The following is a 24,267-nucleotide window of genomic DNA, read 5'->3' as shown; positions in this document are numbered from 1 at the left end:
GCGCTAGCTGAAACCAGCACTAATGAAGCAAATGCAAAAACATCTCGGTTTTACATTGATAGAAATTCTATTGGTGCTGGTTTTGTTATCTCTTACCGCCGTGGCGGTGATCGCTACCTTGCCTACTAGTCAGAAAGACCTTTCCAAACAATACGCGCACAGTTTTTTTCAACGCTTACAACTGCTTAATGAAGAAGCCGTGTTAAGTGGCAAAGACTTTGGTCTGCGCGTTGATGATGTTAAATCCACCTACACCTTGTTGAGCTTGACCCAAGATGGTTGGCAGCCACTTGAGTTAAAGCAAATTCCAAGTGAGACAAAACTCGAAGGGGATATTTCATTGCAATTGGATTTAGGCGGTGGTACTTGGGATAAAGACGATCGATTGTTTGAGCCTGGCTCTCTGTTTGATGAAGACATGTTTGCCGAGGAAGAGGACAAAGAGAAGAAGAAAGTGAAACCACCTCAAGTGTTCATTTTCTCAAGTGCTGAGATTACGCCATTCTCCCTATCTTTCTTTCCTGAAGAAGGGGATGCATTCAACGATGGTTGGCGAATCATTGGTAAAGAAACAGGCGAAATCAAATTGTTAGCGCCTGGGGAAGAAGCGGAAGACGATGACAATTCGATATTCTAAGCCAAGCCGTATTGGCTCGTCGCACCGCAACACGCGAGGTATGACATTACTTGAAGTGTTGGTCGCTCTAGCGATCTTCGCAACGGCAGCGATCAGTGTGATTCGCTCAGTGAGTCAGCACATCAATACTGTCAGTTATTTAGAAGAAAAAATGTTTGCAGCCATGGTTGTGGATAACCAAATGGCAAATGTGATGCTCTCGACCGAAAAGCTTAAAGCGAAAAACGGTACAGAAGAATTAGCAGGGCGCACTTGGTATTGGAAAGTCACACCGGTAGCCACTGCGCAGCCATTGCTGAAAGCATTTGATGTCAGTGTCGCGACAGATAAAAAAGCGAGCCCAGTTGTCACGGTGAGAAGTTATGTTGCTGAATAACAAGCGATATAAAGCTCGCAGCTCAAAGTTCAATCGAGGTTTTACCTTGATTGAAGTACTCGTATCGATTGCGATTTTTGCCAGCATGAGTGTCGCCGCTTACCAAGTGGTATCGCAAGTGCAGCGCAGCAATGTGTTGTCTCAAGAGCGAACCCAACGTCTCAATGAACTACAGCGCGCGATGGTCATGATGGATAACGATTTCCGTCAAATGGCAATGCGTCAAATGCGTACTAACGGTGAAGAGCCTTCAAGTCAATTGCTGTTTTGGTCGGATTACTTGCTCGATTCTGATGCGAAAGGCGTGATGTTTGCGCGTTTGGGCTGGCATAACCCACAGCAGCAATTTCCACGCGGAGAGGTGACTAAGGTTGGTTATCGCATCAAAGATGAAGTCTTGCAGCGTGTGTGGTGGCGATACCCTGACACACCAACAGGGCAAGAAGGTGTGATTACACCACTGTTAACACAGGTCGAAGAATTTGATATGCGCTTCTTTGACGGAAAATCGTGGAAGAAAACGTGGGAAAACGGCCGTGAACTGCCAAAAGCTGTTTCCGTGATATTGAAGCTGAAAGATTATGGTGAGATTACTCGCACTTACCTGACGCCGGATGGCAAGCTCAATCCGGGTGGAGAAGATGATGCTTCGGGCAATGACTCATCAGGGGGCAGCAATGATGGCTAATCGTCAGCGCGGTGTTGCGCTCCTAATTGTCCTGATGCTGCTTGCGATTATGACAACAGTAGCTGCGAGTATGTCAGAGCGGTTGTTTTTGCAGTTCCAGCGTGGCTCGAACCAGATTAACTACCAACAAGCTTATTGGTATAGCTTGGGGGTGGAGGCGTTGGCTGAGATTGGTATCGAACAAAGTTATGAAGACGACGATACCATTAACCTGAGTCAGCCTTGGGCAATCAAAGAACAAGTTTATCCGCTTGATTACGGACAGGCTTTAGGCCGCATTGTTGATAAGCAAGCCTGCTTCAATATGAACGTCCTCGAGAGCGTGCAGCCAGCGGGTGAACAAACGACGCGTCCATACTTAGTGCAAGTGTTCCAACGTTTGATGGAAGAAATGGATGTGGAGCCTTACCAAGCTGAAGTGATCGCCGATTCGACGTGGGAATACGTTGATAGTGACAGTACCGTGCGTTCAACCGCGGGTGTGGAAGACAGTACTTACGAAGCGATGAAGCCGCAGTATTTGCCACCCAACGGTTGGATGGCGGATGCCAGTGAACTGCGCGCGGTGTACCAAGTTAGTGGGGACATCTACCAAAAAATTGCTCCGATGATTTGTGCGCTTCCGAGCGACGATTGGCGCTTGAACGTCAATACCATAGAAGTCGAGCAAGCGCCTATTTTGGTTGCCATGTTTACCCCAGGCTTGAGCAGCAGCGATGCTGTTCAGCTGATAGAAAAGCGTCCTTTCGATGGCTGGGAAAGCGTCGATGAATTTTTGTCAGAGTCAGAATTAGCTGGCCTGAGCGATGATGTAAAGAAAAATGCCCGAGGCTACTTAGGAGTCGATAGCTCCTTTTTTGAATTGGATGCACAAGTGCTGGTGGATGAATCCCGTGTACGTATCCGAAGCCTTTTGCAAAGTACAGATAGAGAAACGGTGACTGTCGTTCGCCGTCGTTTTGGAGGAATCAGTGAGCGAGTTTCTGACCGTTCGGCTGAGTAGCGAACAACAAAGTACCATTCCATGGTTGGTGTGGTCGACACAACAGCAAGAAGTGATTGCCAGTGGTGAGATTGCCGGATGGGAACATCTGGATGAACTGGTCGCGTATGCCGATCAGCGACAAATTATCGCGCTATTAGCAAGCCATGATGTTGTGTTAACAGAAGTGGATATCCCACCGGGTGCTGCACGTCAGTTTGACAGTATGCTGCCTTACTTGGTGGAAGATGAAGTCGCGCAAGACGTGGACAACCTGCATTTCACCGTTTTAGATAAGCAAGCAGAAAGCGCACAAGTGTGTGCCGTGGAGCGAGCTTGGATTCAAACCATTTTGCAGCGTTTTGCCAGCCAAGGTCTTGTAATAAAGCGAATGCTACCTGACGTATTAGCTATGCCAGTGGACGCAGAAGCGAGCTCTGCAGCACTGTTGGGTGAGCAATGGCTGATTCGCCACTCTCAGACTCAAGGTGCAGTGGTTGATGCTTCATGGCTAGACCTTTACTTATCTGCCTACTTACAAAGCCACGAAGGTTGGAAGCTGGACTGTTACAGTTCGCTGCCTGAATCAAGCGTGCCAGACATTTGGGTATCAAAGCCTGAAGAAATGACAATGGCATTGTTGGCAAAGGGAACAACGGAAAGCAAGGTTAACCTACTTTCTGGCGCGTTTAAGCCTAAATCGTCTTGGGGCAAGTACGTTAAGGTTTGGCAGAAAGCCGCAATAGCCGCTGGTGTGTTGCTGGTTGTTTTGGTTGGTCAGCAACTGTTAATGGTGCATAAATACGAAGCTCAAGCTCAAGCTTATCGTGAAGAGAGTGAGCGTATCTTCCGTCAAATCTTCCCAGACAAACGACGCATCCCAACAGTTAGCTACTTGAAGCGCCAAATGACGGATGAAGAACGTCGTCTGTCTGGTGGATCAAGTGATGTGGCGATGTTGTCTTGGATCGCGGCTTTGCCAGCGACATTGGGACAGGTTAATGACCTACAAATCACCAGTTTCAAATACGACGGTCAACGTGGTGAGGTTCGCATTCAAGCGAGCAGTTCTGACTTCCAGCCATTCGAGCAAGCTCGAGTCAAATTGGCGGAGAAGTTTAACGTTGAACAAGGCCAACTGAACCGCAACGGCAATGTTGTGATGGGCAGTTTTGTGTTGAAGCGTCAGTGAGGTGATGATGAAGAATTTAATCGCACAAGCTCAGACTTGGTGGAGCAGCATCTCACAACGTGAGCAACGTTTGGTGATGGGTGGTGGCATTATTGCCATTATCGGGATGATTTATTGGGGGGTATTACAACCAATGAATCAACGCGCAGAGCTAGCTCAATCCCGAATCCAAACTGAAAAACAATTGCTGACTTGGGTACAAGATAAAGCCGATGATATCAGCGCATTGCGTAAAAGTGGCGGTGTAAGCTTTTCTAATCAGCCATTGAACCAAGTGGTGTCTTCATCCGCTCGTCGTTACAAGGTGGAGTTGATCCGTGTACAACCACGTAATGACAGTGTTCAAGTATGGATTAAGCCTTTGGCATTCAACCAAATGGTTGATTGGCTGCGTTATCTAAAAGAACAACAAGGGATTGAGGTGGAATTCCTAGACATCGACCGTACCGATCAAGCCGGTATGATCGACGTAAACCGCCTGCAATTTAAGCGAGGTTAAGGTGAAGAAAGCCGTTCTTTATGTGGTGATTTTTATTGCCTTTTTCTCAACCAGTTTGATTGCTGGTTTGCCAGTTTCTTGGGTGCTACAGCAAGTGCCAAGCGTGAGAGGTCTCGACATTCAAGGTGCACAAGGCACTGTTTGGCAAGGTCGTGCATCAAGCGTACGTTGGCAGCGTCAGAACTTAGGTGAGGTGAACTGGGATTTCCAACTTTCCAGTCTGTTTACTGGTAAAGCTGAATTCGCCGTCCGTTTTGGTCGTGGGAGCGATATGGACGTACGTGGTCGTGGCTTGGTTGGCTACAGCTTAACTGGCGGCCCATACGCGGAAAACTTAGTCGCGTCGATTCCTGCGGCAAAAGTGGTGGAGCAAGCACGTCTTCCTGTACCGGTTGGTGTTGAAGGTCAACTTGAGTTGAACATCCGTCATGCGACTTACGCCGCGCCTTGGTGTAAGACAGCAGAAGGTACGTTAGTTTGGAGTGCGAGTGGCATTCAAAGCCCACTTGGTAGTCTTGAACTTGGGCCTGTCATTGCTGATTTAAACTGTAAAGACAGCGTGCTATCGGCATCGGGTGAGCAAAAGAGCAAGCAAGTTTCAGCGGCGTTTTCTGCTGAGCTAATGCCAAATCAACGTTACTCCACCAAAGCGTGGTTTAAGCCGGGTGCAGAGTTCCCATCAGGCATGAGCGAGCAACTTAAATGGCTGGGCAATCCAAACGCTCAAGGTCAATACGAGTTTGACTATAAAGGGCGTTTTTAGCCACACTCAGAAACCACAACATCTTTAAAGAGCTGCCAATGTGCAGCTCTTTTTGTTTTTGGATCATAGTAGGCCAAACCCTCTATTTGCTGTACAAGAAATCCAAGGATTATTGTTTTTTAAATAAATATTTGATTTTTATTGAATAATTTAAATTCGTACAGCTATGGGAGTATTTGGAACATGGTAGGTCAAATACTCCTAACGCTGTACAAGAAGAAAAAAGAAAGGCCACGAATTCGATTCGTGGCCTTTTTAAAATCTAGCAATGCAGATTGGATTAGGGTCAGTCTTTGCGCTGTAGAATCTCATCCCAAGGCAAATCCGCATCGCCCAGTACGATGAAGTTTGGGTTCTCCAACGTCTCGCGCTCATTGTAAGAAAGCGGCTCAAGTTGCGTGCTGAGAATACGTCCGCCCGCCTCTTCAACAATGCATTGTGTAGCAGCGGTATCCCACTCGCCAGTTGGACCTAGACGTAAATAACAATCCACAGCACCTTCAGCAACAAGGCACGCTTTGAGTGCGGCAGAGCCAAGAGGAATCAAGTCATAGTTCCAAGCGCTACTCATGCGGCTCGTGATGCGGTTGATGTCTTGGCGACGGCTGATTGCGATGGCGATGTTTTGTCCAGGCTGTTCATGTTTATGAGTGTGGATTTTCACGCTCTCTGACATGTCTGGAATCTTCCAAGCGCCTTTACCGCTGTATGCGTAGTAAGTCACGCCAGAAACCGGGCCATAAACTACACCCATGGTTGGTTTGTTGTTGTCGATTAGCGCAATAATAGTCGCGAAGTCACCGCTGCGTGCGATGAACTCTTGAGTGCCATCTAGCGGGTCGACGAGCCAGTAACGTTCCCATTGCCCACGCTGCTCTAGGCTGATATCCGCCGCTTCTTCAGAGAGTACAGGGATATCTGGGGTGAGTTCGCTCAAGCGTTCAGTAATCAGTTTATGCGCCGCGATATCAGCGCTGGTGACAGGGGTCTCGTCACTTTTGGTGTAGGCTTCGTACTGCTTTTTCTCGTAGATATCGAGAATCAATTGACCTGCACTGCGCGCAATTTCGATGACTTGCGGGAGCAGGTGAGATAAATCTTTTGTCATTGGCATGGGTAATGGTCCTTCCTCACTATTATTAATCAGCTCTTCGGCTGTTATTGGTTGTGAGTGGTGTTTTGTAAGTGTCTTAGTGCCAACATCAACGCTGTGATGCTTCTTGCTTCACAAAAATCCAAGTGTGTTAAAAGCTCTTCTGCTTGAGCGAGTGGCCAACGAACAATGTCTAGTGGCTCAGGCTCATCGCCTTCTTGTTTTTCTGGATAAAGGTTCTGCCCCAAAAACAGTGTCATTTTGCTCGAGAAATAAGAAGGAGCAAGAATGACTTGTTTGAGTGGTGTCAGGTCATTAGAACCAAAACCGATCTCTTCTTTTAACTCTCGGTCAGCCGCTTGTTGTGGTGTTTCACCTGGGTCGATCAAGCCTTTTGGAAAGCCGAGTTCGTAGCGTTCTGTACCTGCGGCATATTCACGAACCAAGAGTAAGTCGCCTTGCTCAGTCACAGGAACAACCATCACGGCATCACGCCCACTCGGTTTCATGCGTTCATAAGTACGTAGTTCGCCATTAGAGAAGCGAAGGTCGAGGGCTTCCACAGCAAACAGCTTAGATTGTGCGACCGTCTGACAAGAGAGGATCTCTGGTGGGGTCCTTTTCGACATAACGCTGGCTCCTTAGTATCGTTAACTCATCGAGGAAATGAGATTTCTTAATATATGAGAAGAAAGCTCGAGTTTCTAGCGTGATGATTCAGCATAACGCAATTGAAAACAAAAATGGGAGGCAAGTGCCTCCCATTTCTCGTCGATATGCATTGCTAGTAAGTCATCAGCGACTTAGTAGTAAGAGTGATCACCACGGTCGTGCTCGGTAGCATCACGAACAGCAGTTAGCTCACCAACGAATTGGTTCAAAAGCTCTTTCTCGATGCCTTCTTTTAGAGTCACATCAACCATTGAACAACCGTTACAACCACCACCGAATGCAACGATAGCGATGCCGTCGTCTGTGATTTCAACTAAGTTTACGTGACCACCGTGACCTGCAAGTTGTGGGTTCACTTGAGTTTGGATTACGTACTCAACACGTTCTACAAGTGGAGCGTCATCTGCGACTTTACGCATTTTTGCGTTTGGCGCTTTTAGCGTTAGTTGAGAACCCATTTTGTCAGTAACAAAATCGATTTCAGCGTCTTCAAGGAAAGGAAGGCTTAGCTCATCAATGAATGCAGAGAAACCGCTGTAAGGGATTTCAGTGTCAGTGCCTTCAACCGCTTCTGGTGGGCAGTAAGACACGCCACACTCTGCGTTTTGTGTTCCTGGGTTAACAACGAAGACTCGAATGTTAGTGCCTTCAGGCTGTTGACCTAAAAGGTTGGCGAAATGCGTTTGCGCAGTTTCTGTAATAGTAATATTTGACACGACGAATACCTGAGTAAATTTGTAGGCTATTGCTGCTATTCTACTCCTGTTGACGGCTCGGTCTAGTCTTTTTAATGCTAAGACATGGCGAAGCGATCTAGAGTGAGCCCGGGGCAGGAGTTCTGCAGATGCAGTAAATATCGATGCTTTCTACGCCAACTTCAAGTAGTAAATGACATAATTGTCGGACCGTACTACCTGTTGTAACCACATCATCCACAATCGCGACGTGGGAAAAGTTCACCTCACCTTGTAGGGTAAACGCCCCTTTTAAATTCTGTTCACGACTGGCTTTTTTGTTTCCTCGTTGCGATTGGACGCTTTTGACGCGTTTGAATACCTTATCTTCATATCGCACATTTAAATGATGGGCGAGGTGTTTGGCTAAGATATGGCTTTGGTTAAATCCTCGTTTTAAATAACGTTGCCAATGTATTGGTACACAAGTAATCACTAGAGCTTGCTGTTCAATTCGTTCGGCCAGCAATTGAGTGAGTGCGCCGACATGCCATGCCTCACCATGATCTTTAAAGCGTTGCACTTGGTTAGACAGAGGGAAATCATAATCCCCTAACGTATATAAACGTTGCCAAGGCGGTGGCTCTTTCAGGCACTCACCGCACTCCGTGGAGGTTTGTGATTCCTCTTCTGTCATTTTTAAACCACAGCGAGTGCAGCGTTTGATGGGCGTGAGGTGTTCAAAACAACTGTCGCACCAACGCATTGGGTTTGGTTTCTGTTCAGCGGAGATCGGAAATCGACACAAACCACATTGGCTGCCAAGTACGCGATGCATGATGTTTTGCCATTGATGAGATAACATACAATCCATCCAAGGTGAGCGAGCCATCAGAGTAAAGCTTGGATTACGTGGTAAGGAATAAGATAAGTGGGAGAGAACGAGAGCATGAGCACGAATTTACACTGGCAGTCATTTGGTCAAGGACCGGATTTGGTGTTGCTTCATGGTTGGGGCATGAATGGTGCGGTATGGCAGCAGACGGTCGAGTCTCTTCAACCTTATTTCCGAGTTCATGTGGTCGACCTTCCGGGGTACGGACACAGTGCTGAAACTCACGCTGAAGACTTAGCCAAAATCGCTGACCTTGTTCTGCAAGACGCGCCAGAAAAAGCTGTCTGGCTTGGCTGGTCATTAGGTGGCTTGGTGGCAACCCACATTGCACTTAATGCTCCGCAGCGTGTGAGCAAGTTAATCACGGTAGCCAGTTCACCAAAATTTGCTGCTGAACGCCCTTGGCGTGGCATTCAACCTAACGTGTTAACCGCATTCACCGATCAATTGCTGGAAGACTTCTCGGTCACTATTGAGCGCTTTATGGCGCTGCAAGCGATGGGCAGTCCGTCTGCGCGCAAAGACGTTAAACAACTCAAACAAGCGGTGCTATCTCGTCCGCAGCCGAATCCTGATTCATTGTTGGTTGGTTTGAATATTCTTGCCGATGTGGATTTGCGCGATGCTTTGGCTTCTCTTTCGATGCCGATGCTGCGCCTTTATGGTCGACTTGATGGCTTAGTGCCAATCAAAGTGGCAAGTGACTTAAGTGAGCAATTGCCAACGACTCAGCAGTTTGTTTTCAATCAATCCTCTCATGCGCCGTTCATGACCGAACATGAAGCGTTTTGTCTCCAAGTGCGAGAATTTGCTGCTTAATTAGCGAGCCTACAAATCTAAGCGAATAAAACCCTAAAGCTGTTTAAAAATTGGTCGATATAAGTTTTAGCGGACTCTTCTTGTGGGAGGAGTTTGCTGTATTGACGAGTTGGGCGACTCTGAGGAGGGTTCGCAATGATTGTGTCACCGGCTAACGTAAGCGTGCCACTGATCGCCCCATCCGTTAATGTGCAGACGGAACAAGCTGCTCGTGACAATAAAGTCCGAGAACCTGTGACGCCAACAGTCGCACTGGCGAAAACCAATGCGGAGCGCAAAGTAAAAAGTGATGAGAAGCGGCGACGCCAATCCTCGTGGGACCCATCGGAGCATCCTGACTACGAAGTGGAACCCGAGGTGGATACCCGTTATCACGAAGAACCGGAAGACACGCTAGAACGTCTCTTTGGTTTGCTTGCGCTCAAGAGTTACAGCGAAGATCAGGGTAAGGGCTACGCGATACGCTTTCGACTACCTAAGCGCATTTTGGATGCTGCGGTCAAAGAGGGATTGATGGAAAAGCGCAGGAAGGTGATTAAGTTTCATTATGGTCACTCGGTCGCGCCCCATACACCGTCAGAAGTGATAGCAGTATTATGACGACTCAATATCCTACTCAAATAAAAACGCTCCAAGCAGATCAACTGATTGGAGCGTTTTCTTTTTAGCTATGAAAGCTCGTTAGCGGTGAAGCCTCGTTATTAGTGGTGAAGCTTAGACGAGATTACTTTTTCGCTTTAGCAAACGCTGCTGCAAAAGCACCGCCCATTGCGCTGTTAGATGACGAGTCATCACGGCGAGGCTGACGACGCTGCGGTTGGTCATTACGACGCGGCGCTGCTGATGAGCGTTGGTTACGGTTGTCTTGACCCGGTTCGTCGTTCATACGCATCGATAGGCCAATACGCTTACGCTGCACGTCCACTTCCATTACTTTGACTTTGACGATGTCGCCTGCTTTCACCACTTCACGTGGATCCGACACAAAGCGATCTGTCAGTGCAGAAATGTGTACGAGACCGTCTTGGTGAACGCCGATATCAACGAAAGCACCGAAGTTGGCTACGTTCGATACCACGCCCTCTAGAATCATGCCCGGTTCCAAGTCAGAAACTGAGTTTACGCCTTCTGCGAACGTTGCCGTTTTGAATTCTGGACGCGGGTCACGACCCGGCTTATCTAGCTCTTTGATGATGTCTGTAATGGTAGGAACACCGAAGTTATCGTCGGTGTAATCGACCGCATGCAGACCTTTTAGGAAGCTTGAATCGCCAATCAGTGCTTTGATGTCTTTGTTGTTCTTCTCAGAGATTGCTTTTACCACTGGGTACGCTTCTGGGTGAACTGCAGATGCATCAAGTGGGTTCTTACCATCCATGATTCGTAGGAAGCCCGCACACTGCTCGAATGCCTTAGGACCTAAACGAGGTACTTTCTTCAAGGTTGTACGTGCTTCGAAACGACCGTTTTCATCACGGAAATCGACAATGTTCTGCGCGATGGTGCTCGACAAGCCCGCTACGCGCGTCAGTAGCGCCGCAGAAGCAGTGTTCACATCAACACCGACCGCGTTTACACAGTCTTCCACAATCGCATCTAGGCGTTTTGCTAGCATTGATTGGCTAACATCGTGCTGGTACTGACCCACACCAATTGATTTAGGATCGATTTTCACTAGCTCAGCCAGTGGGTCTTGTAGGCGACGAGCAATCGACACCGCACCACGCAGAGACACATCCATATTCGGGAATTCTTTCGCTGCAAGCTCGGATGCTGAGTAAACCGATGCACCCGCTTCACTCACGATGATTTTCTGAACTTTCAGGTTGCCACGTTTGATGACGTCTGCGACAAAGCTGTCGGTTTCACGTGAAGCCGTGCCGTTACCGATAGCAATCAAATCGACGTTGTACTTGCGCACCAACTGATCAACGATTTGCGCTGATTTGTCGTATTGCTTTTGTGGTGGGTGAGGGTAGATGGTTTCGGTTGCAAGCACTTTACCAGTCGGATCGACAATAGCGATCTTCGAGCCCGTGCGCAGACCCGGATCGAGACCAAGTGTTGCACGAGGACCTGCCGGTGCTGCCATCAACAAGTCTTTAAGGTTTGTAGCGAATACTTCAATTGCTTCGATCTCTGCGCGCTCTTTCATTGCGCCCATTAGCTCGGTTTCCATGTGCAACGATACTTTGATGCGCCATGCCCAGCTGATCACTTGCTTACGCCACGTATCCGCAGGTGCGCTGCTAAGTGTCACGCCGTAGTGGTCAGCGATAATCGTTTCGCAGTAAGACTGACGCGCGCCCTCTTCCTGTTCGGGGTCGGCATTCATTGCTAATGTCAGGAAGCCTTCGTTACGACCACGTAGCATCGCCAGTGCGCGGTGCGATGGTACTTTGCTTAATGGCTCGTTGTGGTTGAAGTAATCTTTAAACTTCTCACCTTCTTGCTCTTTGCCTTCAACGACGCGAGCACCCATTTCCGCATTACGGTTTAGATGACCACGGATTTTCTCTAGCAGGTTTGCGTCTTCCGCGATACGCTCCATGATGATCGCGCGAGCGCCATCCAGTGCGGCTTTGGTGTCTGCCACGCCTTTGTCTGCATCAAGGTATTTACTTGCTTCGCTTTCTGGCTCAGTTTGCGGATGATTCCAAAGCTGGTCTGCAAGTGGCTCAAGACCGGCTTCAATCGCGATCTGACCTTTGGTGCGACGCTTTGGTTTGTAAGGTAGGTACAAGTCTTCAAGACGAGTCTTGCTGTCTGCCTGAGTGATTTCTTGTTCTAGCTCTGGCGTAAGTTTGCCTTGCTCTTGGACCGATTTCAGGATGGTTTGACGGCGATCGTCTAGTTCACGAAGGTAAGACAGACGGCTGTCTAGAGTACGCAGTTGGGTATCATCAAGGCCGCCCGTCACCTCTTTACGGTAACGTGCAATAAATGGGACCGTGTTACCGTCATCAATAAGGGTTACAGCAGCGTTGACTTGCTCAGGGCGAACATTCAGCTCTTGAGCAATCATGCGACAGATAGCTTGGCTCATCCGTGTATTCTCTTTAATTCTGTTTGGGTATTGGTTGTGTATAGAACATTGGGGTCATTCATGGAATTTGCAATGTTTTAAACTAGTAACTCAAAAATTTACCGAGCGCTGGTGGACATCAGTCAGATTTGTGTCAAAACTGTAATTAAATTGAGAACTTATACATTTGGTTATCGACTAACCCCTGTACCTTAGCTCATACGGAAAACAATGATGAAGAAAATGTCTTTGGCTTTGGCGCTCTCTAGTGCCTTATTAGCGACGCCGTTCGCTTGGTCGCAACCCCTTTCTGCGACCACTCAAGATCCTATCTATCAACTTGATGACAAACTGGTTTTAGGTCGTGTAGAAAGTGTTTACTACAGCGACATTCCTGAGCTAAGCGATGTGCCATTTATCGGTAAGATTGATACCGGTGCCGATACCACGTCAATGCACGCTGAAAACATCCACGTCAGCAGTAGCAACCCTGAATACAAAAGTCTGAAAGACGATAAATTGATGTGGGCGATCATCGATGACCTTGGGGGGACGAAAGCCAAGTGGGATTCAGACAGCTTCAAACCCTACCAAGTTACCGTGAGCTTTACGATTCATCATCCGTATACGGGGAAAGAAATTAAGATCACCGATGATCTTGAACGCATCAGTGCGATCCGTAGCCGTACCAGTGAAAAACCAATTTTGCGCCCGACGGTAAAAATGCCGATGACCATTGCAGGGCACACGGTCGATACGGTAGTGAACCTAACCAAGCGTACTCAATTCTCAGCGCCGATTTTGATTGGTAAAACTTACCTCGATAACAACGCGTGGGTGTTTGCTGGTTATGATTACCTGCAAGAGCAGCCAAATGCACAAATGATCGGTAAGAAAGAAACGGTGAATGTTGAAGGCGTGCCATATCGCATCAGTATTTCTACTACCAGTCGCTACACCAACGTGCATGCGCTGAACATCAAGGTCGATAAGAAGAAAAAACAAGTCTCTTTCACCCTTGAAGGCGAAAACGGTAAGCGTCACCCAATGACACTGCCACTTGTTCGCATGCTGAAAACCAGCAAGAGTGAGCGTCCTTTGGTTTACCTTCCAGTGCAAGTGAGTGAAACCGAGACTCAACAATGGCTGGTCTATCTGCGTGATCGCAGCGGCTTTAGTTCGCAAATCCGTTTGGGCAAAGACGTGGCAAGTCAGCACTTCGTGATTGATACCGATAAAGAGAACTTGCTAGGCGGGGTCGAGAAATCATTCAAGAGCGCGCTTAAATCGAAGCCTCTTGTTATCTCTCCTGAAGAGACAGTGAATATCGATGGTCACGTGTTATCTGCTTATCCAACTTTTGCGGTGAAGACTCCGCTGCTGCGTGTGGATGGTTTTGAACTGACCGAGAAAGACAAAAAAGAAGTCGTGACCTTCTACCTGCCAAGCTCAAAAGGCAAGGAAGAGAAAATCACTAAACGCGTACTGAAGAAGCTCAAAGTAGGAGATTCGGTTCGCCCAGTTGTTGAGGGGGAATTCCTGTTTGGTGATGAAGAGAAGACCATCGACTTCGCGATTGATGTTTTAGAGAAAGATGACCAAGAGCAACCGTTCTTTGTATTCGGCCACAACATGGCGAAAGGTGGTGTGCTGCTAAATACTCGCGCAGACCACTTACTCGATGCGCGTCCACTGTTTAAAGCTGGCCACATTGAAGTAGCGGAAGTGGAAGGCATGTCTTTCCCTGTTAAATTGGATACGGGCGCGGATGTGAGCTCGATTAATGCCAAGAACATCAAACAGTTCAAGAAAGATGGCAAAGACATGGTGAGCTTCACTTACGAGAACGATAGCGGTATGAAGAAAGAGTTTACCAAGCCCGTTGTTGACGTGATGCGTATTAAAGCCAAGAAAGGTGAGAAAGCCAACGTACGCCCTGTAGTGGAAATGCACGTTAAGCTTGGTGAATTAGAGAAGAAGATTCGTGTTAACTTGCAAGACCGTAGCCGCTTCCATTACAGCATGATCCTGGGTAAGAACTTCTTGAAGCACGGTGCGATCGTTGCCAGCGATACCAACTACATTGTGACCGAGAAGCCTGATTACGAAGAGTAACCTTCAAGGTTGATATCCAAAACGTAAAAGCCGCACTAAAGAGTGCGGCTTTCTTCTTATCGGGTCATTCAATCAGTTTTCTTCGGCTTGGTAGCGAATACTATTGATAAACCATTCTTTGTAGCCTTCCGGCGTTCTTACTGCGAATTCGTCATCGACTTCTTTTTTTAGTAGCGCACGAGCCATTGGGGAATCAATCGAGATATAGCCTTTCGCATCACCATAGATTTCATCGGGACCAACGATACGGAAATTCTTCACATCTCCCGCTTCATTCTCAATTTCCACCCAAGCACCAAAGAACACTTTGCCTTCTTGTTGAGGTGAGTAATCCACCACTTTGACTTGCTCTAGACGCTTTCGTAAGTATCTGACACGACGGTCAATTTCACGCAGACGTTTTTTGTTGTACTGATAATCAGCGTTTTCACTTCGGTCGCCCAAGCTTGCTGCCCAAGTGACTTTTTTGGTGACTTCTGGGCGCTCTTCTCGCCATAAAAAATCGAGTTCTGTTTTTAGGCGATTGTAGCCTTCACGGGTAATTAAATTGGTTTTCATTAGAAGTAAATCAGCCGTTATTGGATTCTGCCAATCATATTAGCCTTGATTTTGTCTGACTGTAAATTGTTGTGATGAGGAGAAAAATAATGCGAAACATCGAAATAATTCATCAAAACCGTGGCTAAGATAAAAAGAGTAACAATTTGAACAAGCACGTTTGAAAAAACAGTGATACATTTTTGACTATAGATGCCTCTGAAAGGATGTTTCAATGCAGGAAAATCATAAAATATTAGTGGTTGATGACGATGCTCGTTTGCGTGCTCTGTTGGAGCGTTACCTTTCTGAGCAAGGTTTTCAAGTGAGAAGTGTCGCTAACGGCGAGCAGATGGACCGTCTTTTGACCCGTGAAAACTTCCACCTTATGGTGTTGGATTTAATGTTGCCGGGCGAAGATGGCTTATCGATTTGTCGTCGTCTACGTCATGCCAACAACATGCTACCTATTCTGATGCTGACAGCGAAAGGCGATGAAGTCGATCGTATCGTTGGCCTTGAAGTGGGTGCAGACGATTACCTACCAAAACCGTTCAACCCGCGTGAACTGCTGGCTCGTATTAAAGCAGTACTTCGCCGCCAAACGGTTGAACTACCAGGTGCGCCAAGCACGGAAGAGAAAGTGGTTGAATTCGGTGACTTCCGTCTGAACCTAGGTACGCGTGAAATGTTCCGTGGTGACGAAGCGATGCCACTGACTTCTGGTGAATTCGCAGTGCTGAAAGCGCTAGTAACCAACGCTCGTGAGCCGATGTCGCGTGATAAGCTGATGAACATGGCTCGTGGTCGTGAATACTCAGCGATGGAACGTTCTATCGACGTTCAAATCTCACGTCTACGCCGCATGCTAGAAGACGATCCAAGCAAGCCACGCTACATCCAAACGGTATGGGGCTTGGGTTACGTGTTCGTTCCAGACGGCAAAGAAGCGTAATACCTTCTAAGGCCTGCCGATAATACTCGGCTGCTCATATTCCACCCTCAAGCCTCCTTCCTGTTTGAGGGCTGGAAACTCGCAATTAATGTTGTTCACTAGGAACAGTCCATTAGGGATCCTCCATGCGAATCCGAAGTTCATTTACACAATCCATTTTGCTGTTCATCTCTTTGCTTCTCGCTAGCCAAGTCTTTTCTTACTACGCCGTTTTTAACTACGCGTTGATGCCAAGTTTGCAGCAGTTCAACAAAATTCTCGCCCACGAGTTGAATCTGGTTCTCGATGAAGATGGCCTACTCAAGGCTGATGCGCCACTGCGCCACCAACTGCTGGAAAACTTGGGTGTGACGGTACATAGCGTTGATAGCGAGATGATGAATGAGTTTAATCATGCGATGTCGATTGATTTGATGTCGGAAGAGATGACGCAAGAGCTCGGCTCACCAACAGAAGTACGTTTGCTGCTTGGCAGTGAAAGCTACATTCTGTGGATGCGCATCGATCAGTTGCCTAACTCCATCATCCGTATTCCGCTTTCTGAACTGCAAGAAGAGGACTTTGCTCCGCTGTTTCGTAATAGCTTGATCATGGCGCTTCTTATTATTGCTGGTGGCTGGTTGTTTATCCGTTTGCAAAACCGACCTTTGATTGCGCTAGAAAAAGCTGCGAAAGGAGTCGGTCGAGGTGAAATTCCACCGCCGTTGCCGGAGAAAGGTGCTTCAGAAATCCGCTCTGTCACTCGCGCATTCAACCAGATGTCGAAAGGCATTCAAGAACTGGAAGAAGATCGTGCGCTATTGATGGCAGGCATCAGTCACGACTTACGCACGCCACTGACGCGTATTCGTCTTGCGACAGAAATGATGTCGCCAGAAGACAGTTACCTAGCCGAAGGCATCATCAGTGATACCGAAGAGTGTAACGAGATCATCAGTCAGTTTATGGACTACCTCAAGCCAGTAAATAAAGAGTCGTTTGAGCAGGTGGACATCAACACCATCACTAGCGATGTCGCAACGTCGGAAGGGGGTTATGAAGTCGAAATTGAAACGGACCTCAACCCAACGATGCCAACCGCAAAAGGCAGCCCAATCGCGATCAAACGTGCGGTGAGTAACCTCGTGGTCAATGCTCTGCGTTATGGTAATGGCTGGGTGAAAATCAGTACGGGCGTCACCGCTGACAAACAGTTGGTTTGGGTGTGCGTTGAAGACAATGGCCCGGGCATTGAGCAATCTCAAATTGCCAAGCTGTTTGAACCTTTTACTCGTGGTGATACCGCGCGAGGCAGTGAAGGGACAGGCTTGGGTTTGGCCATTGTGAAGCGTATCGTTAGCCAGCATTCTGGTTCGGTTGTGGTACGTAACCGCAGTGAAGGCGGGTTAAGCGCGCAAATCAGCTTCCCAACCAAGTAAGCGTTCTTCGCTCAATCGATTCCAATAAAAAAGCCCAACCAAAGTTTGGTTGGGCTTTCCGATCATCCTAGTGCAAGGTTAGGATTCTTTTACCTCTTGAGCAACCAGCTCATCTTCCTCTTCCAGTTTCTCTGGAAGCAGTAGGTTCAATACGATAGCGGTGATGCCGCCTGCTGCCACGCCCGTGGAAAAAATGCTCTTAATAAACTCAGGCATAAATTGCAGAATTTCTGGTTTTTGTGCAATGCCCAAACCCATTGAGAACGACAGCGCCATAATTAGGATTGCGCGGCGATCGAGGTCGACACGAGAGATGATGCGTACGCCCGCTGCGGCAATGGTACCGAACATCACGATAGTCGCGCCGCCCAGCACTGGCTCAGGAATCAGCTGAACAAAGCTTGCCACACCTGGGAAAAGACCCAGAATCACCAACATGCCTGAAATGAAGTAACCCACGTAACGGCTTGCTACACCAGTGAGCATGATGATGCCGTTGTTTTGGCTAAAGGTAGAGTTCGGGAAGCTGTTGAATACTGCTGCAATCGCTGAGTTCAGACCGTCAGCTAATACGCCGCCTTTGATGCGCTTCATGTAAACCGGACCTTTCACTGGCTCACCGGAAACCTCAGACGTTGCGGTGATGTCACCAATTGCTTCTAGTGCTGTGATGAAGAAAATCAGAACCAGTGGAATAAACAGCGACCAGTCGAAGCTTAAGCCGTATTGCATTGGGATCGGCAGTGCGATGAGGTCAGTTTCGCCCAGTGTTGAGGTATCGACCATGCCCATGAAGTACGCCATGACATAGCCAACTAGCATTGCAATCACGATAGAAGCTACGCGTAGGTAAGGGTTCTTTGAACGGTTAAGAATTACGATCAAGCCAAGTACTGTGCCAGCGAGAGCTAACTTGTCTAGGCTACCGAAAGAGCCATCGCCCATTGCAGCATAGCCTCCGCCCATTGATACCAAACCCACTTGGATAAGCGTCAGGCCGATAAGCGTCACGACGATGCCAGATACCAATGGCGTGATGATGCGGCGTGCGTGTTCTAAAACGCGAGATAGCAGGATTTCTGCAAAAGACGCGACCAAGATAGTACCGAAAATCGCTGCCATCATGGTGCTAATGTCCGCGCCGCCGGCTTTAAGAGAAAGACCCGCACCAATGATTGGACCAAGGAAATTAAAGCTGGTGCCCTGCACTGAAAGCAAACCAGAGCCGATAGGACCAAAGGTACGAATTTGAATAAAGGAAGACACGCCAGATGCAAACAGCGACATGCTGATGATGGTGTTGGTTTGGTCAGCAGGCACACCCAAAGACTGACAAATGATCAGAGAAGGGGTGATAACGGCTACGAACATCGCCAATAAGTGCTGAAGTGCAGCAAAAATGGTCTGAGGTAGTGGTGGACGATCGTTTAACTGATAGACCAGTTCCGAAGTTCGGTTTGAAGTTGTCATGTTTGTCTCGCTAGTCGCAATAATTCTTGCCCCAGAGCTCGCTGAATGGGAGTGCTGGGTGGAGTTGACGTTATGACCTGTGATTGCTGTTAATCAGTGTCAACTCAGGTTGGTTTGATGTGACAAGGTGCACACCATAAATTTTGAGCGCGATTATAGAGGGATTTATCCAAAAAGCAAACGTTTGCTTTGAGCTGAAAAGAAAAGGCGATAACGGAATGGTTATCGCCCTTGAGGTTTTACTTTGGGAGGCTAGTTTTTTAAGTGCTTATCGAAGAAGCCTAACACATGAGCGTAATATTTAGCTCGGTGTTCATCTTTGTAAAAGCCATGTCCTTCATCGTCTAACACAAAAGATTCGTATGGGTAGTTGAGCTTGTCGAGTGCTTTAGCCATTGCCTCATAATGTTCAATAGGCGCACGTTGATCTTTTCCCCCATGCACGAGAAGAATAGAAGCTTTTAACTTGTCTGCATTATGAGTTGGAGACATGGCTTTCCAGACTTTAGGGTCGGTTCCCAGTACTTCTTTCAAAAAGCTTAATCCCATGCGGCTATCGGGCACATCACCTTCGGTGAACATCAACTCAAGGTCATAAACACCGGCACTGCCCACGGCGCACTGAAACAACTCAGGTGCAAGGGTGGCGGATTGCAATGCACTGTATCCACCAAAGCTTCCGCCAGAAATACAGATGCGTTCTTTATCTGCGATTCCTTCTGCGACAATGTGTTTGGTGGCGTCGATGATGTCATATTGAATGTTCGTTCCCCATTTACGATAGCCAGCCTCTTCAAACTGCTTACCGAAGCCACCACTGCCACGGAAATTTACTTGCATCACAGCATAGCCATTGTTAGCGAGAAACTGATTCTCCTCGGTAAAACGCCACCAATCTCGTGGACCATGAGGACCGCCATGCGGATTGACTATAAGAGGGAGATTTTTTGCTTCAATATTTGGTGGCAATGTCAGATAACCTGAGATGGTTTTCCCGTCGCGACTAGTGAATTCAAAAGGCTTCACTTCAGCCATTTTCTCTGGGTCTAACCACTCTCGTGCCGAGAACAGATAACGGATTTCTTTTGGCTCGGTGGTAAATAAGTAGTAATCCCCAGGGTTTCTATCGTTAAAGGCCATAATGACGTAAGCGTCACCAGCCTCTGTCTCACTGACTAGGCGAACTTGATGACCAGGTAGAGAAGTTAGGATTTGCTTTAAGTATTCGCTGCGTTTGTTTTTTGGATCAACAAAGGCATAAGTAGGGTAATCACTTTCAAACTCGACCGCGTAAAGCTGTTTTGAGTCTGGATCTAACCAATACTCCTTCGGATCGACGGTATCATCCGAAGCAACTTTTGTACTTTTACCGGTTTTTAAGTTGAGGTGATGGATTGCTCTTGGCTCACCTGACTGACTAATCGCGGCATAAACGGAATCTTGATTCTCTGCAAAGGAGATAGGATAGAACTCTTTGAAATTTTTTAAAGCCGCCAATTTATCGGAGCTTTTCCATTGATCGTTGACGCGATAATAAAGCTCGACTTTGTTATTGCTATTCAAGCCTGAAACAAAGCGAACTTCACCATCATGGTCGGTGAGAAACCGACTAAACGGGATGGGTGCTGTCGTTATCTTCGAGCGTCTACCGGTGTATACGTTGACGCGGTACACCTCTCTTGGCGCTTCCAAGTTGAAACTGTATTCACCGAAAGGAAGAGCAGAAACTAAGATATGGCGGTCGTCTTCAGGCAGAATATCTAAGACATCACCGTAAGCTCTTACGATAGAGGATGCTCGCACTAGGCGGCTAGTTTGAGGAGGGTTATAACCAAATATATAAGCGTATTTGTTTCCATCCACATTGGCCGAGACGAGTTCGCCATAGTAGCGAGGAGCGGTAGACCAACTCTTTAAATATTCTTTGGATGCGACAACACGTTCATTATTGACCCAGTAATAATCACCCACTTGCTCGTTACCTGAGAAGCGCAGCACACTGCTCGGCTGCATGGTTTTACTGTCGAGTATAACCAAAGCATCTTTACCATCGATGCTGGACTCAAAGGCTAAGTGTTTGCCATCTGGTGATATTTTGGGATTAAAGTAAGCCGAACTTTTGGCAAAAAGCTCTGCCGACTGAAGAATCGCGCTCTGTTTATCTTGCGCTGCTATGGGGGCGGAGTGTACAGAGCCAACTAATGCTGCTGTGACCGCAAGCAAGGTACGTTTTTTCATGCATCTATCCTTGATGACATTGTGTATTTATGACGTTTTTTATATCCGCTTGGAGTATTAACTTTATGTAGAGTTTACTTGCTCTAACTTGTCGTAATTATTGAATAAAGTCGAGTTGGCTTTTATTAAATGAGAGATTCATTGGTGCAATGAATGTATGCAAAACCGACCTTACAGAACAGTGTCTGTAAGGAGGTTTATTAATGGAGTGAGGGTCGGTGAGAATAGAAGCGCTTACGCCTTAGAGTAAATGTCACGCTCACCCAACCAACGGTCAATAATTGCTGTCGCATTCGTTGGGTAGTTGTCATGAATGTAACGCGCAATACGTTGAACTTCCGGAATTAAGCGCTGATCTCGCACTAAGTCGGCAATTTTAAAATCTGCCAAGCCAGTTTGTTTGGTACCTAGAAGCTCACCCGGTCCACGAATCTCTAAGTCTTTCTGTGCAATCAAGAAGCCGTCGTTGCTTTCACGTAATACGCCTAAACGTTTTTGGGCGGTTTTTGATAGTGGCGAGTGATACAGCAATACACAATGGCTCGCCACTGAACCTCGACCAACACGACCTCTAAGCTGGTGCAACTGAGCCAAACCTAAACGCTCTGGGTTTTCGATAATCATCAGGCTGGAATTGGGTACGTCTACGCCTACTTCAATCACTGTCGTTGCGACCAGTAAATGCAGCTTGTTGTCTTTGAAATCCTGCATCACCGCTTGCTTCTCAGTGGGCTTCATTCGTCCGTGCACGAGACCAATTTTTACGTCAGGCAGTTTACGTTGCAGCTCTTCTGCGGTATCAGCGGCGGCTTGAGCCTCCAAGACTTCGGACTCATCAATCAAGGTACATACCCAATACGCTTGTTTGCCTTCGTTTAAGCAGGCATTGCGCACTCGTTCGACGATATCATCGCGTTTGGTGTCTGGAATCGCGACGGTTTGGATTGGTGTTCGACCTGGCGGTAACTCATCAATCACCGACGTTTCTAAGTCAGCATAAGCTGTCATGGCTAATGTTCGCGGAATTGGCGTTGCTGTCATGATGAGCTGGTGCGGATAAGCGCCTTGTTTTGCGCCTTTCTCGCGTAGCTCTAAGCGCTGGTGGACACCAAAGCGGTGCTGTTCATCAATAATGACCAAAGCAAGATGATGGAACTCAACATGTTCTTGGAAGAGAGCGTGAGTACCCACGACCATTTGCGCTTCACCACTGGCAATACGCGCCAATTCGGCTTCTTTGGCTTTACCTTTTAATTTTCCAGCTAGCCAACCGACCTGAATACCCATTTTCTCAAACCAATTAGCGAAGTTGATCGCGTGCTGTTCGGCGAGCAGCTCGGTCGGTGCCATTAAAGCGACTTGATAGCCGTGTTCAATGGCTCTGACGGCAGCAAGCGCAGCAACTAAAGTTTTCCCCGAGCCTACGTCACCTTGAACAAGGCGCATCATTGGGTGCGTTTTTTCTAAGTCAGCTTCAATTTCTTTAACGACTCGTGCTTGAGCATTGGTCGGTGAGAAGGGCAATTGAGCTAGTAGTTGCTTTTTCAGCGAGTCACACGACGCTAAAGGTAATGCAACGTCTTGTTGTCCTTTGCTGCGCACTGCCAACATTGAGAGGTTCTGCGCCAGTAACTCTTCCATGATCAAACGAATTTGAGCAGGGTGCTTGCCTTCATCAAACTCATCCAAATTAATAGTTGGAGGTGGACGATGAATCGTATGCAGCGCTTGCGACATAGTGATCTGGTGATTGTACAAACCAGAAGGTAGCAATTCTTGTACTGCGGCTTTATCGAGGAGTGATAAAGCTTGTTCCGTCAGATTACGCAAAGTGATTTGACGCAATCCATCGGTGGTTGGATAAACGGGGGTTAAGCTTTGTTCCACATCCGGCTTTTGTTCACTTACATAAAACTTGTAGTCAGGGTGAACAATTTCTAAGCCCATACCGCCACGCTTAATTTCACCGTAAGCGTGTACTAACTTACCATTCGAGAAATTGTTCTTCATCGCGGCAGTAAAGTTAAAAAAGCGTAGAGTAATCGTGCCATTGCCGTCGCTGATTTTTACCGTCAGCATTTTGCGTTTGCCGAAAGTAGTATCGACAGCCATAACTTTGCCCTGTACCGCCGCCCAAAGTCCGGCATGCAGTTTGGCGATTGGGTAAATGCGAGTGCGATCTTCGTAACGAAGAGGAAGATGAAACAGTAGATCTTGAACGCTATGCAAACCAACTTTGGCGAGTTTTTCTGCGACTTTGGCGCCAACTCCAGACAGAGAGGTTAAAGGAACAGCAGATAACATTTGGGCAGACATAGTGGGCTCAAGAAAGTAGTTAACATAGCAGTATGTTAACCACTAAGCTGTGTTTTTGTACAGGATTAAGTTAGAGGAAGGGATATGGGAACGCTTACGCTCCGAGATTCGAAAGCGCGGAAGCAAACCTAACCAGTGAGGCGAGAAAGAACCATAGCGATTTGTGATATGAGGTTATCTCGAAGCAAAGCGTTCTCGCCTCTCGAGTCTATCTATTTTTTCTGCATCTCTTTCCACCATGATTCGTCAGCCACGATTTGGCCTTCGTCATCAAGTTGTGGATACTCTAGCCCTTTGCGCTTCGCTACCTTTGCTAAGACAGGATGGCCACGCTCGAACAAAATGCGGTTGATGGTTTCTTTTGGTAGAGCGCTCTCTTCACGTTCGTACATGCCAGCGGCTTCACGCTGACGCTGCGCTTCATAAAGAATCACAGCACTGGCGACTGAGACATTCAAAGACTGCACCATACCGATCATTGGAATAATGATGTCTTGGTCTGCGAGTTTCTTCGCTTGCTCTGAAGCACCAATTTTTTCGCTACCCAGAATGATAGCCGTTGGCTTGGTGTAGTCGATTTCACGAAAGTCGACCGCGGTGTCCGAAAGGTTAGTGACCAGAACTTGCATGCCTTGTGCTTTGAGCTCGGTAATCGCAGTTTCAATCGAATCGTGGGTATCCACTTCAACCCAATTGCGAGCTCCTGCTGAGGTGTGGGTCAGTGTGCGCATTTTGTCGGGCCAAATCGCATGAACTTTGTGTAAGCCTGTTGCGTCTGCTGTGCGGATCACGGCAGAAACGTTGTTCGGCTTATGAACTTCTTCAAGGCACAGAGTGAGGTCGGTTTGGCGTGCTTTTAGCACCTGATGAATGCGGTTGTAACGTTCTAAATTCATAATAAAT

At 47.5% G+C, this 24,267-nt stretch carries 22 protein-coding genes; 12 read left to right on the top strand and 10 right to left on the bottom strand.

Annotated elements, in window-relative coordinates; all coding sequences use genetic code 11:
- Positions 1–22 precede the first annotated feature (22 nt).
- Genes H735_RS11015 through H735_RS10985 form a run of 7 tightly spaced genes read left to right on the top strand, consistent with a single transcriptional unit; the run spans position 23 to position 5,137 of the window.
- Positions 23–637 carry a prepilin-type N-terminal cleavage/methylation domain-containing protein gene (locus tag H735_RS11015; protein ID WP_027726636.1) on the top strand — a complete coding sequence of 205 codons (615 nt, stop codon included), beginning with the start codon at positions 23–25 and terminating at the stop codon, positions 635–637.
- Positions 618–1,013: a type II secretion system minor pseudopilin GspI gene (gene gspI, locus H735_RS11010; protein ID WP_020195437.1), complete on the top strand. Its 396-nt coding sequence runs from the start codon at positions 618–620 to the stop codon at positions 1,011–1,013. The genes H735_RS11015 and gspI overlap by 20 nt, the downstream gene beginning before the upstream one ends.
- Entirely contained in the window at positions 1,000–1,701 is a 702-nt protein-coding gene (gene gspJ, locus H735_RS11005) for a type II secretion system minor pseudopilin GspJ (protein ID WP_020195436.1), read from the top strand. Before gspI ends, gspJ begins: the two co-directional genes overlap by 14 nt.
- On the top strand, positions 1,694–2,704 hold the full coding sequence (gene gspK, locus H735_RS11000) for a type II secretion system minor pseudopilin GspK (protein ID WP_027726635.1): 1,011 nt from the start codon (positions 1,694–1,696) through the stop codon (positions 2,702–2,704). The genes gspJ and gspK overlap by 8 nt, the downstream gene beginning before the upstream one ends.
- Positions 2,673–3,875, top strand: a complete 1,203-nt coding sequence (gspL, locus tag H735_RS10995) for a type II secretion system protein GspL (RefSeq protein WP_020195434.1) — start codon at positions 2,673–2,675, stop codon at positions 3,873–3,875. The genes gspK and gspL overlap by 32 nt, the downstream gene beginning before the upstream one ends.
- A 7-nt stretch (positions 3,876–3,882) precedes the next feature.
- Entirely contained in the window at positions 3,883–4,374 is a 492-nt protein-coding gene (locus H735_RS10990; protein WP_020195433.1) for a type II secretion system protein M, read from the top strand.
- A 1-nt stretch (position 4,375) separates the two neighbouring features.
- Positions 4,376–5,137, top strand: coding sequence for a type II secretion system protein N (locus H735_RS10985; RefSeq protein ID WP_020195432.1), 762 nt, complete (start codon positions 4,376–4,378; stop codon positions 5,135–5,137).
- A gap of 286 nt (positions 5,138–5,423) precedes the next feature.
- On the opposite strand, the gene cysQ is transcribed toward H735_RS10985, so the two are convergent.
- The 4 genes from cysQ to H735_RS10965 form a co-directional block, all read right to left on the bottom strand.
- Positions 5,424–6,251: a 3'(2'),5'-bisphosphate nucleotidase CysQ gene (gene cysQ, locus H735_RS10980; RefSeq protein ID WP_005434478.1), complete on the bottom strand. Its 828-nt coding sequence runs from the start codon at positions 6,249–6,251 to the stop codon at positions 5,424–5,426.
- A 44-nt stretch (positions 6,252–6,295) separates the two neighbouring features.
- Positions 6,296–6,859, bottom strand: coding sequence for an ADP compounds hydrolase NudE (gene nudE, locus H735_RS10975; RefSeq protein ID WP_020195431.1), 564 nt, complete (start codon positions 6,857–6,859; stop codon positions 6,296–6,298).
- Between the two features lie 174 nt (positions 6,860–7,033).
- Positions 7,034–7,618: a Fe-S biogenesis protein NfuA gene (nfuA, locus tag H735_RS10970; RefSeq protein ID WP_005434470.1), complete on the bottom strand. Its 585-nt coding sequence runs from the start codon at positions 7,616–7,618 to the stop codon at positions 7,034–7,036.
- Positions 7,619–7,715: 97 nt separating this feature from the next.
- Positions 7,716–8,441 carry an amidophosphoribosyltransferase gene (locus H735_RS10965; protein ID WP_020195430.1) on the bottom strand — a complete coding sequence of 242 codons (726 nt, stop codon included), beginning with the start codon at positions 8,439–8,441 and terminating at the stop codon, positions 7,716–7,718.
- An 84-nt stretch (positions 8,442–8,525) separates the two neighbouring features.
- Here H735_RS10965 and bioH point away from each other — a divergent pair, with 84 nt between their 5' ends.
- Together bioH and H735_RS10955 are read left to right on the top strand one after the other, a co-directional pair.
- Positions 8,526–9,290: a pimeloyl-ACP methyl ester esterase BioH gene (gene bioH, locus H735_RS10960; RefSeq protein WP_027726634.1), complete on the top strand. Its 765-nt coding sequence runs from the start codon at positions 8,526–8,528 to the stop codon at positions 9,288–9,290.
- A gap of 135 nt (positions 9,291–9,425) precedes the next feature.
- Positions 9,426–9,890: a hypothetical protein gene (locus H735_RS10955; RefSeq protein WP_005430182.1), complete on the top strand. Its 465-nt coding sequence runs from the start codon at positions 9,426–9,428 to the stop codon at positions 9,888–9,890.
- 124 nt (positions 9,891–10,014) lie between these two features.
- On the opposite strand, the gene H735_RS10950 is transcribed toward H735_RS10955, so the two are convergent.
- Positions 10,015–12,336, bottom strand: a complete 2,322-nt coding sequence (locus tag H735_RS10950; RefSeq protein ID WP_020195428.1) for a Tex family protein — start codon at positions 12,334–12,336, stop codon at positions 10,015–10,017.
- 210 nt (positions 12,337–12,546) lie between these two features.
- Here H735_RS10950 and H735_RS10945 point away from each other — a divergent pair, with 210 nt between their 5' ends.
- Positions 12,547–14,430 (top strand): ATP-dependent zinc protease family protein, encoded by a 1,884-nt coding sequence (locus H735_RS10945; protein ID WP_027726633.1) that lies wholly within the window; start codon positions 12,547–12,549, stop codon positions 14,428–14,430.
- A 72-nt stretch (positions 14,431–14,502) separates the two neighbouring features.
- Here H735_RS10945 and greB read toward each other — a convergent pair whose 3' ends face one another.
- A complete protein-coding gene (gene greB / locus H735_RS10940) occupies positions 14,503–14,988 on the bottom strand; it encodes a transcription elongation factor GreB (RefSeq protein WP_009707958.1) in 486 nt (161 codons plus the stop codon).
- A gap of 214 nt (positions 14,989–15,202) precedes the next feature.
- Here greB and ompR point away from each other — a divergent pair, with 214 nt between their 5' ends.
- On the top strand, positions 15,203–15,922 hold the full coding sequence (gene ompR, locus H735_RS10935) for an osmolarity response regulator transcription factor OmpR (RefSeq protein ID WP_005430151.1): 720 nt from the start codon (positions 15,203–15,205) through the stop codon (positions 15,920–15,922).
- A gap of 125 nt (positions 15,923–16,047) precedes the next feature.
- Positions 16,048–17,340 carry a two-component system sensor histidine kinase EnvZ gene (gene envZ / locus H735_RS10930; RefSeq protein ID WP_005430094.1) on the top strand — a complete coding sequence of 431 codons (1,293 nt, stop codon included), beginning with the start codon at positions 16,048–16,050 and terminating at the stop codon, positions 17,338–17,340.
- Between the two features lie 78 nt (positions 17,341–17,418).
- Here envZ and H735_RS10925 read toward each other — a convergent pair whose 3' ends face one another.
- The 4 genes from H735_RS10925 to trmH form a co-directional block, all read right to left on the bottom strand.
- Complete coding sequence (locus tag H735_RS10925; protein WP_009698969.1) at positions 17,419–18,810, bottom strand: uracil-xanthine permease family protein; 1,392 nt, start codon at positions 18,808–18,810, stop codon at positions 17,419–17,421.
- 252 nt (positions 18,811–19,062) lie between these two features.
- A complete protein-coding gene (locus tag H735_RS10920; protein ID WP_020195425.1) occupies positions 19,063–21,048 on the bottom strand; it encodes a S9 family peptidase in 1,986 nt (661 codons plus the stop codon).
- 234 nt (positions 21,049–21,282) lie between these two features.
- On the bottom strand, positions 21,283–23,364 hold the full coding sequence (recG, locus tag H735_RS10915; protein ID WP_020195424.1) for an ATP-dependent DNA helicase RecG: 2,082 nt from the start codon (positions 23,362–23,364) through the stop codon (positions 21,283–21,285).
- Positions 23,365–23,576: 212 nt separating this feature from the next.
- A complete protein-coding gene (gene trmH / locus H735_RS10910) occupies positions 23,577–24,260 on the bottom strand; it encodes a tRNA (guanosine(18)-2'-O)-methyltransferase TrmH (RefSeq protein ID WP_005430068.1) in 684 nt (227 codons plus the stop codon).
- Positions 24,261–24,267: the final 7 nt, after the last annotated feature.

The organism is Vibrio owensii CAIM 1854 = LMG 25443 (genome assembly GCF_000817815.1).
Lineage (GTDB): Bacteria > Pseudomonadota > Gammaproteobacteria > Enterobacterales > Vibrionaceae > Vibrio > Vibrio owensii.
This window is presented reverse-complemented; position numbering and strand designations above follow the sequence as displayed.

Excerpts from the sequence above, each read along its gene's own strand:
- H735_RS11015 (WP_027726636.1), top strand. The coding sequence starts at position 23 with ATGAAGCAAATGCAAAAACATCTCGGTTTTACATTGATAGAAATTCTA.
- gspI (WP_020195437.1), top strand. The coding sequence starts at position 618 with ATGACAATTCGATATTCTAAGCCAAGCCGTATTGGCTCGTCGCACCGC.
- gspJ (WP_020195436.1), top strand. The coding sequence starts at position 1,000 with ATGTTGCTGAATAACAAGCGATATAAAGCTCGCAGCTCAAAGTTCAAT.
- gspK (WP_027726635.1), top strand. The coding sequence starts at position 1,694 with ATGGCTAATCGTCAGCGCGGTGTTGCGCTCCTAATTGTCCTGATGCTG.
- H735_RS10990 (WP_020195433.1), top strand. The coding sequence starts at position 3,883 with ATGAAGAATTTAATCGCACAAGCTCAGACTTGGTGGAGCAGCATCTCA.
- cysQ (WP_005434478.1), bottom strand. The coding sequence starts at position 6,251 with ATGCCAATGACAAAAGATTTATCTCACCTGCTCCCGCAAGTCATCGAA.
- nudE (WP_020195431.1), bottom strand. The coding sequence starts at position 6,859 with ATGTCGAAAAGGACCCCACCAGAGATCCTCTCTTGTCAGACGGTCGCA.
- H735_RS10965 (WP_020195430.1), bottom strand. The coding sequence starts at position 8,441 with ATGTTATCTCATCAATGGCAAAACATCATGCATCGCGTACTTGGCAGC.
- bioH (WP_027726634.1), top strand. The coding sequence starts at position 8,526 with ATGAGCACGAATTTACACTGGCAGTCATTTGGTCAAGGACCGGATTTG.
- H735_RS10955 (WP_005430182.1), top strand. The coding sequence starts at position 9,426 with ATGATTGTGTCACCGGCTAACGTAAGCGTGCCACTGATCGCCCCATCC.
- H735_RS10950 (WP_020195428.1), bottom strand. The coding sequence starts at position 12,336 with ATGAGCCAAGCTATCTGTCGCATGATTGCTCAAGAGCTGAATGTTCGC.
- H735_RS10945 (WP_027726633.1), top strand. The coding sequence starts at position 12,547 with ATGATGAAGAAAATGTCTTTGGCTTTGGCGCTCTCTAGTGCCTTATTA.
- greB (WP_009707958.1), bottom strand. The coding sequence starts at position 14,988 with ATGAAAACCAATTTAATTACCCGTGAAGGCTACAATCGCCTAAAAACA.
- ompR (WP_005430151.1), top strand. The coding sequence starts at position 15,203 with ATGCAGGAAAATCATAAAATATTAGTGGTTGATGACGATGCTCGTTTG.
- envZ (WP_005430094.1), top strand. The coding sequence starts at position 16,048 with ATGCGAATCCGAAGTTCATTTACACAATCCATTTTGCTGTTCATCTCT.
- H735_RS10925 (WP_009698969.1), bottom strand. The coding sequence starts at position 18,810 with ATGACAACTTCAAACCGAACTTCGGAACTGGTCTATCAGTTAAACGAT.
- H735_RS10920 (WP_020195425.1), bottom strand. The coding sequence starts at position 21,048 with ATGAAAAAACGTACCTTGCTTGCGGTCACAGCAGCATTAGTTGGCTCT.
- recG (WP_020195424.1), bottom strand. The coding sequence starts at position 23,364 with ATGTCTGCCCAAATGTTATCTGCTGTTCCTTTAACCTCTCTGTCTGGA.
- trmH (WP_005430068.1), bottom strand. The coding sequence starts at position 24,260 with ATGAATTTAGAACGTTACAACCGCATTCATCAGGTGCTAAAAGCACGC.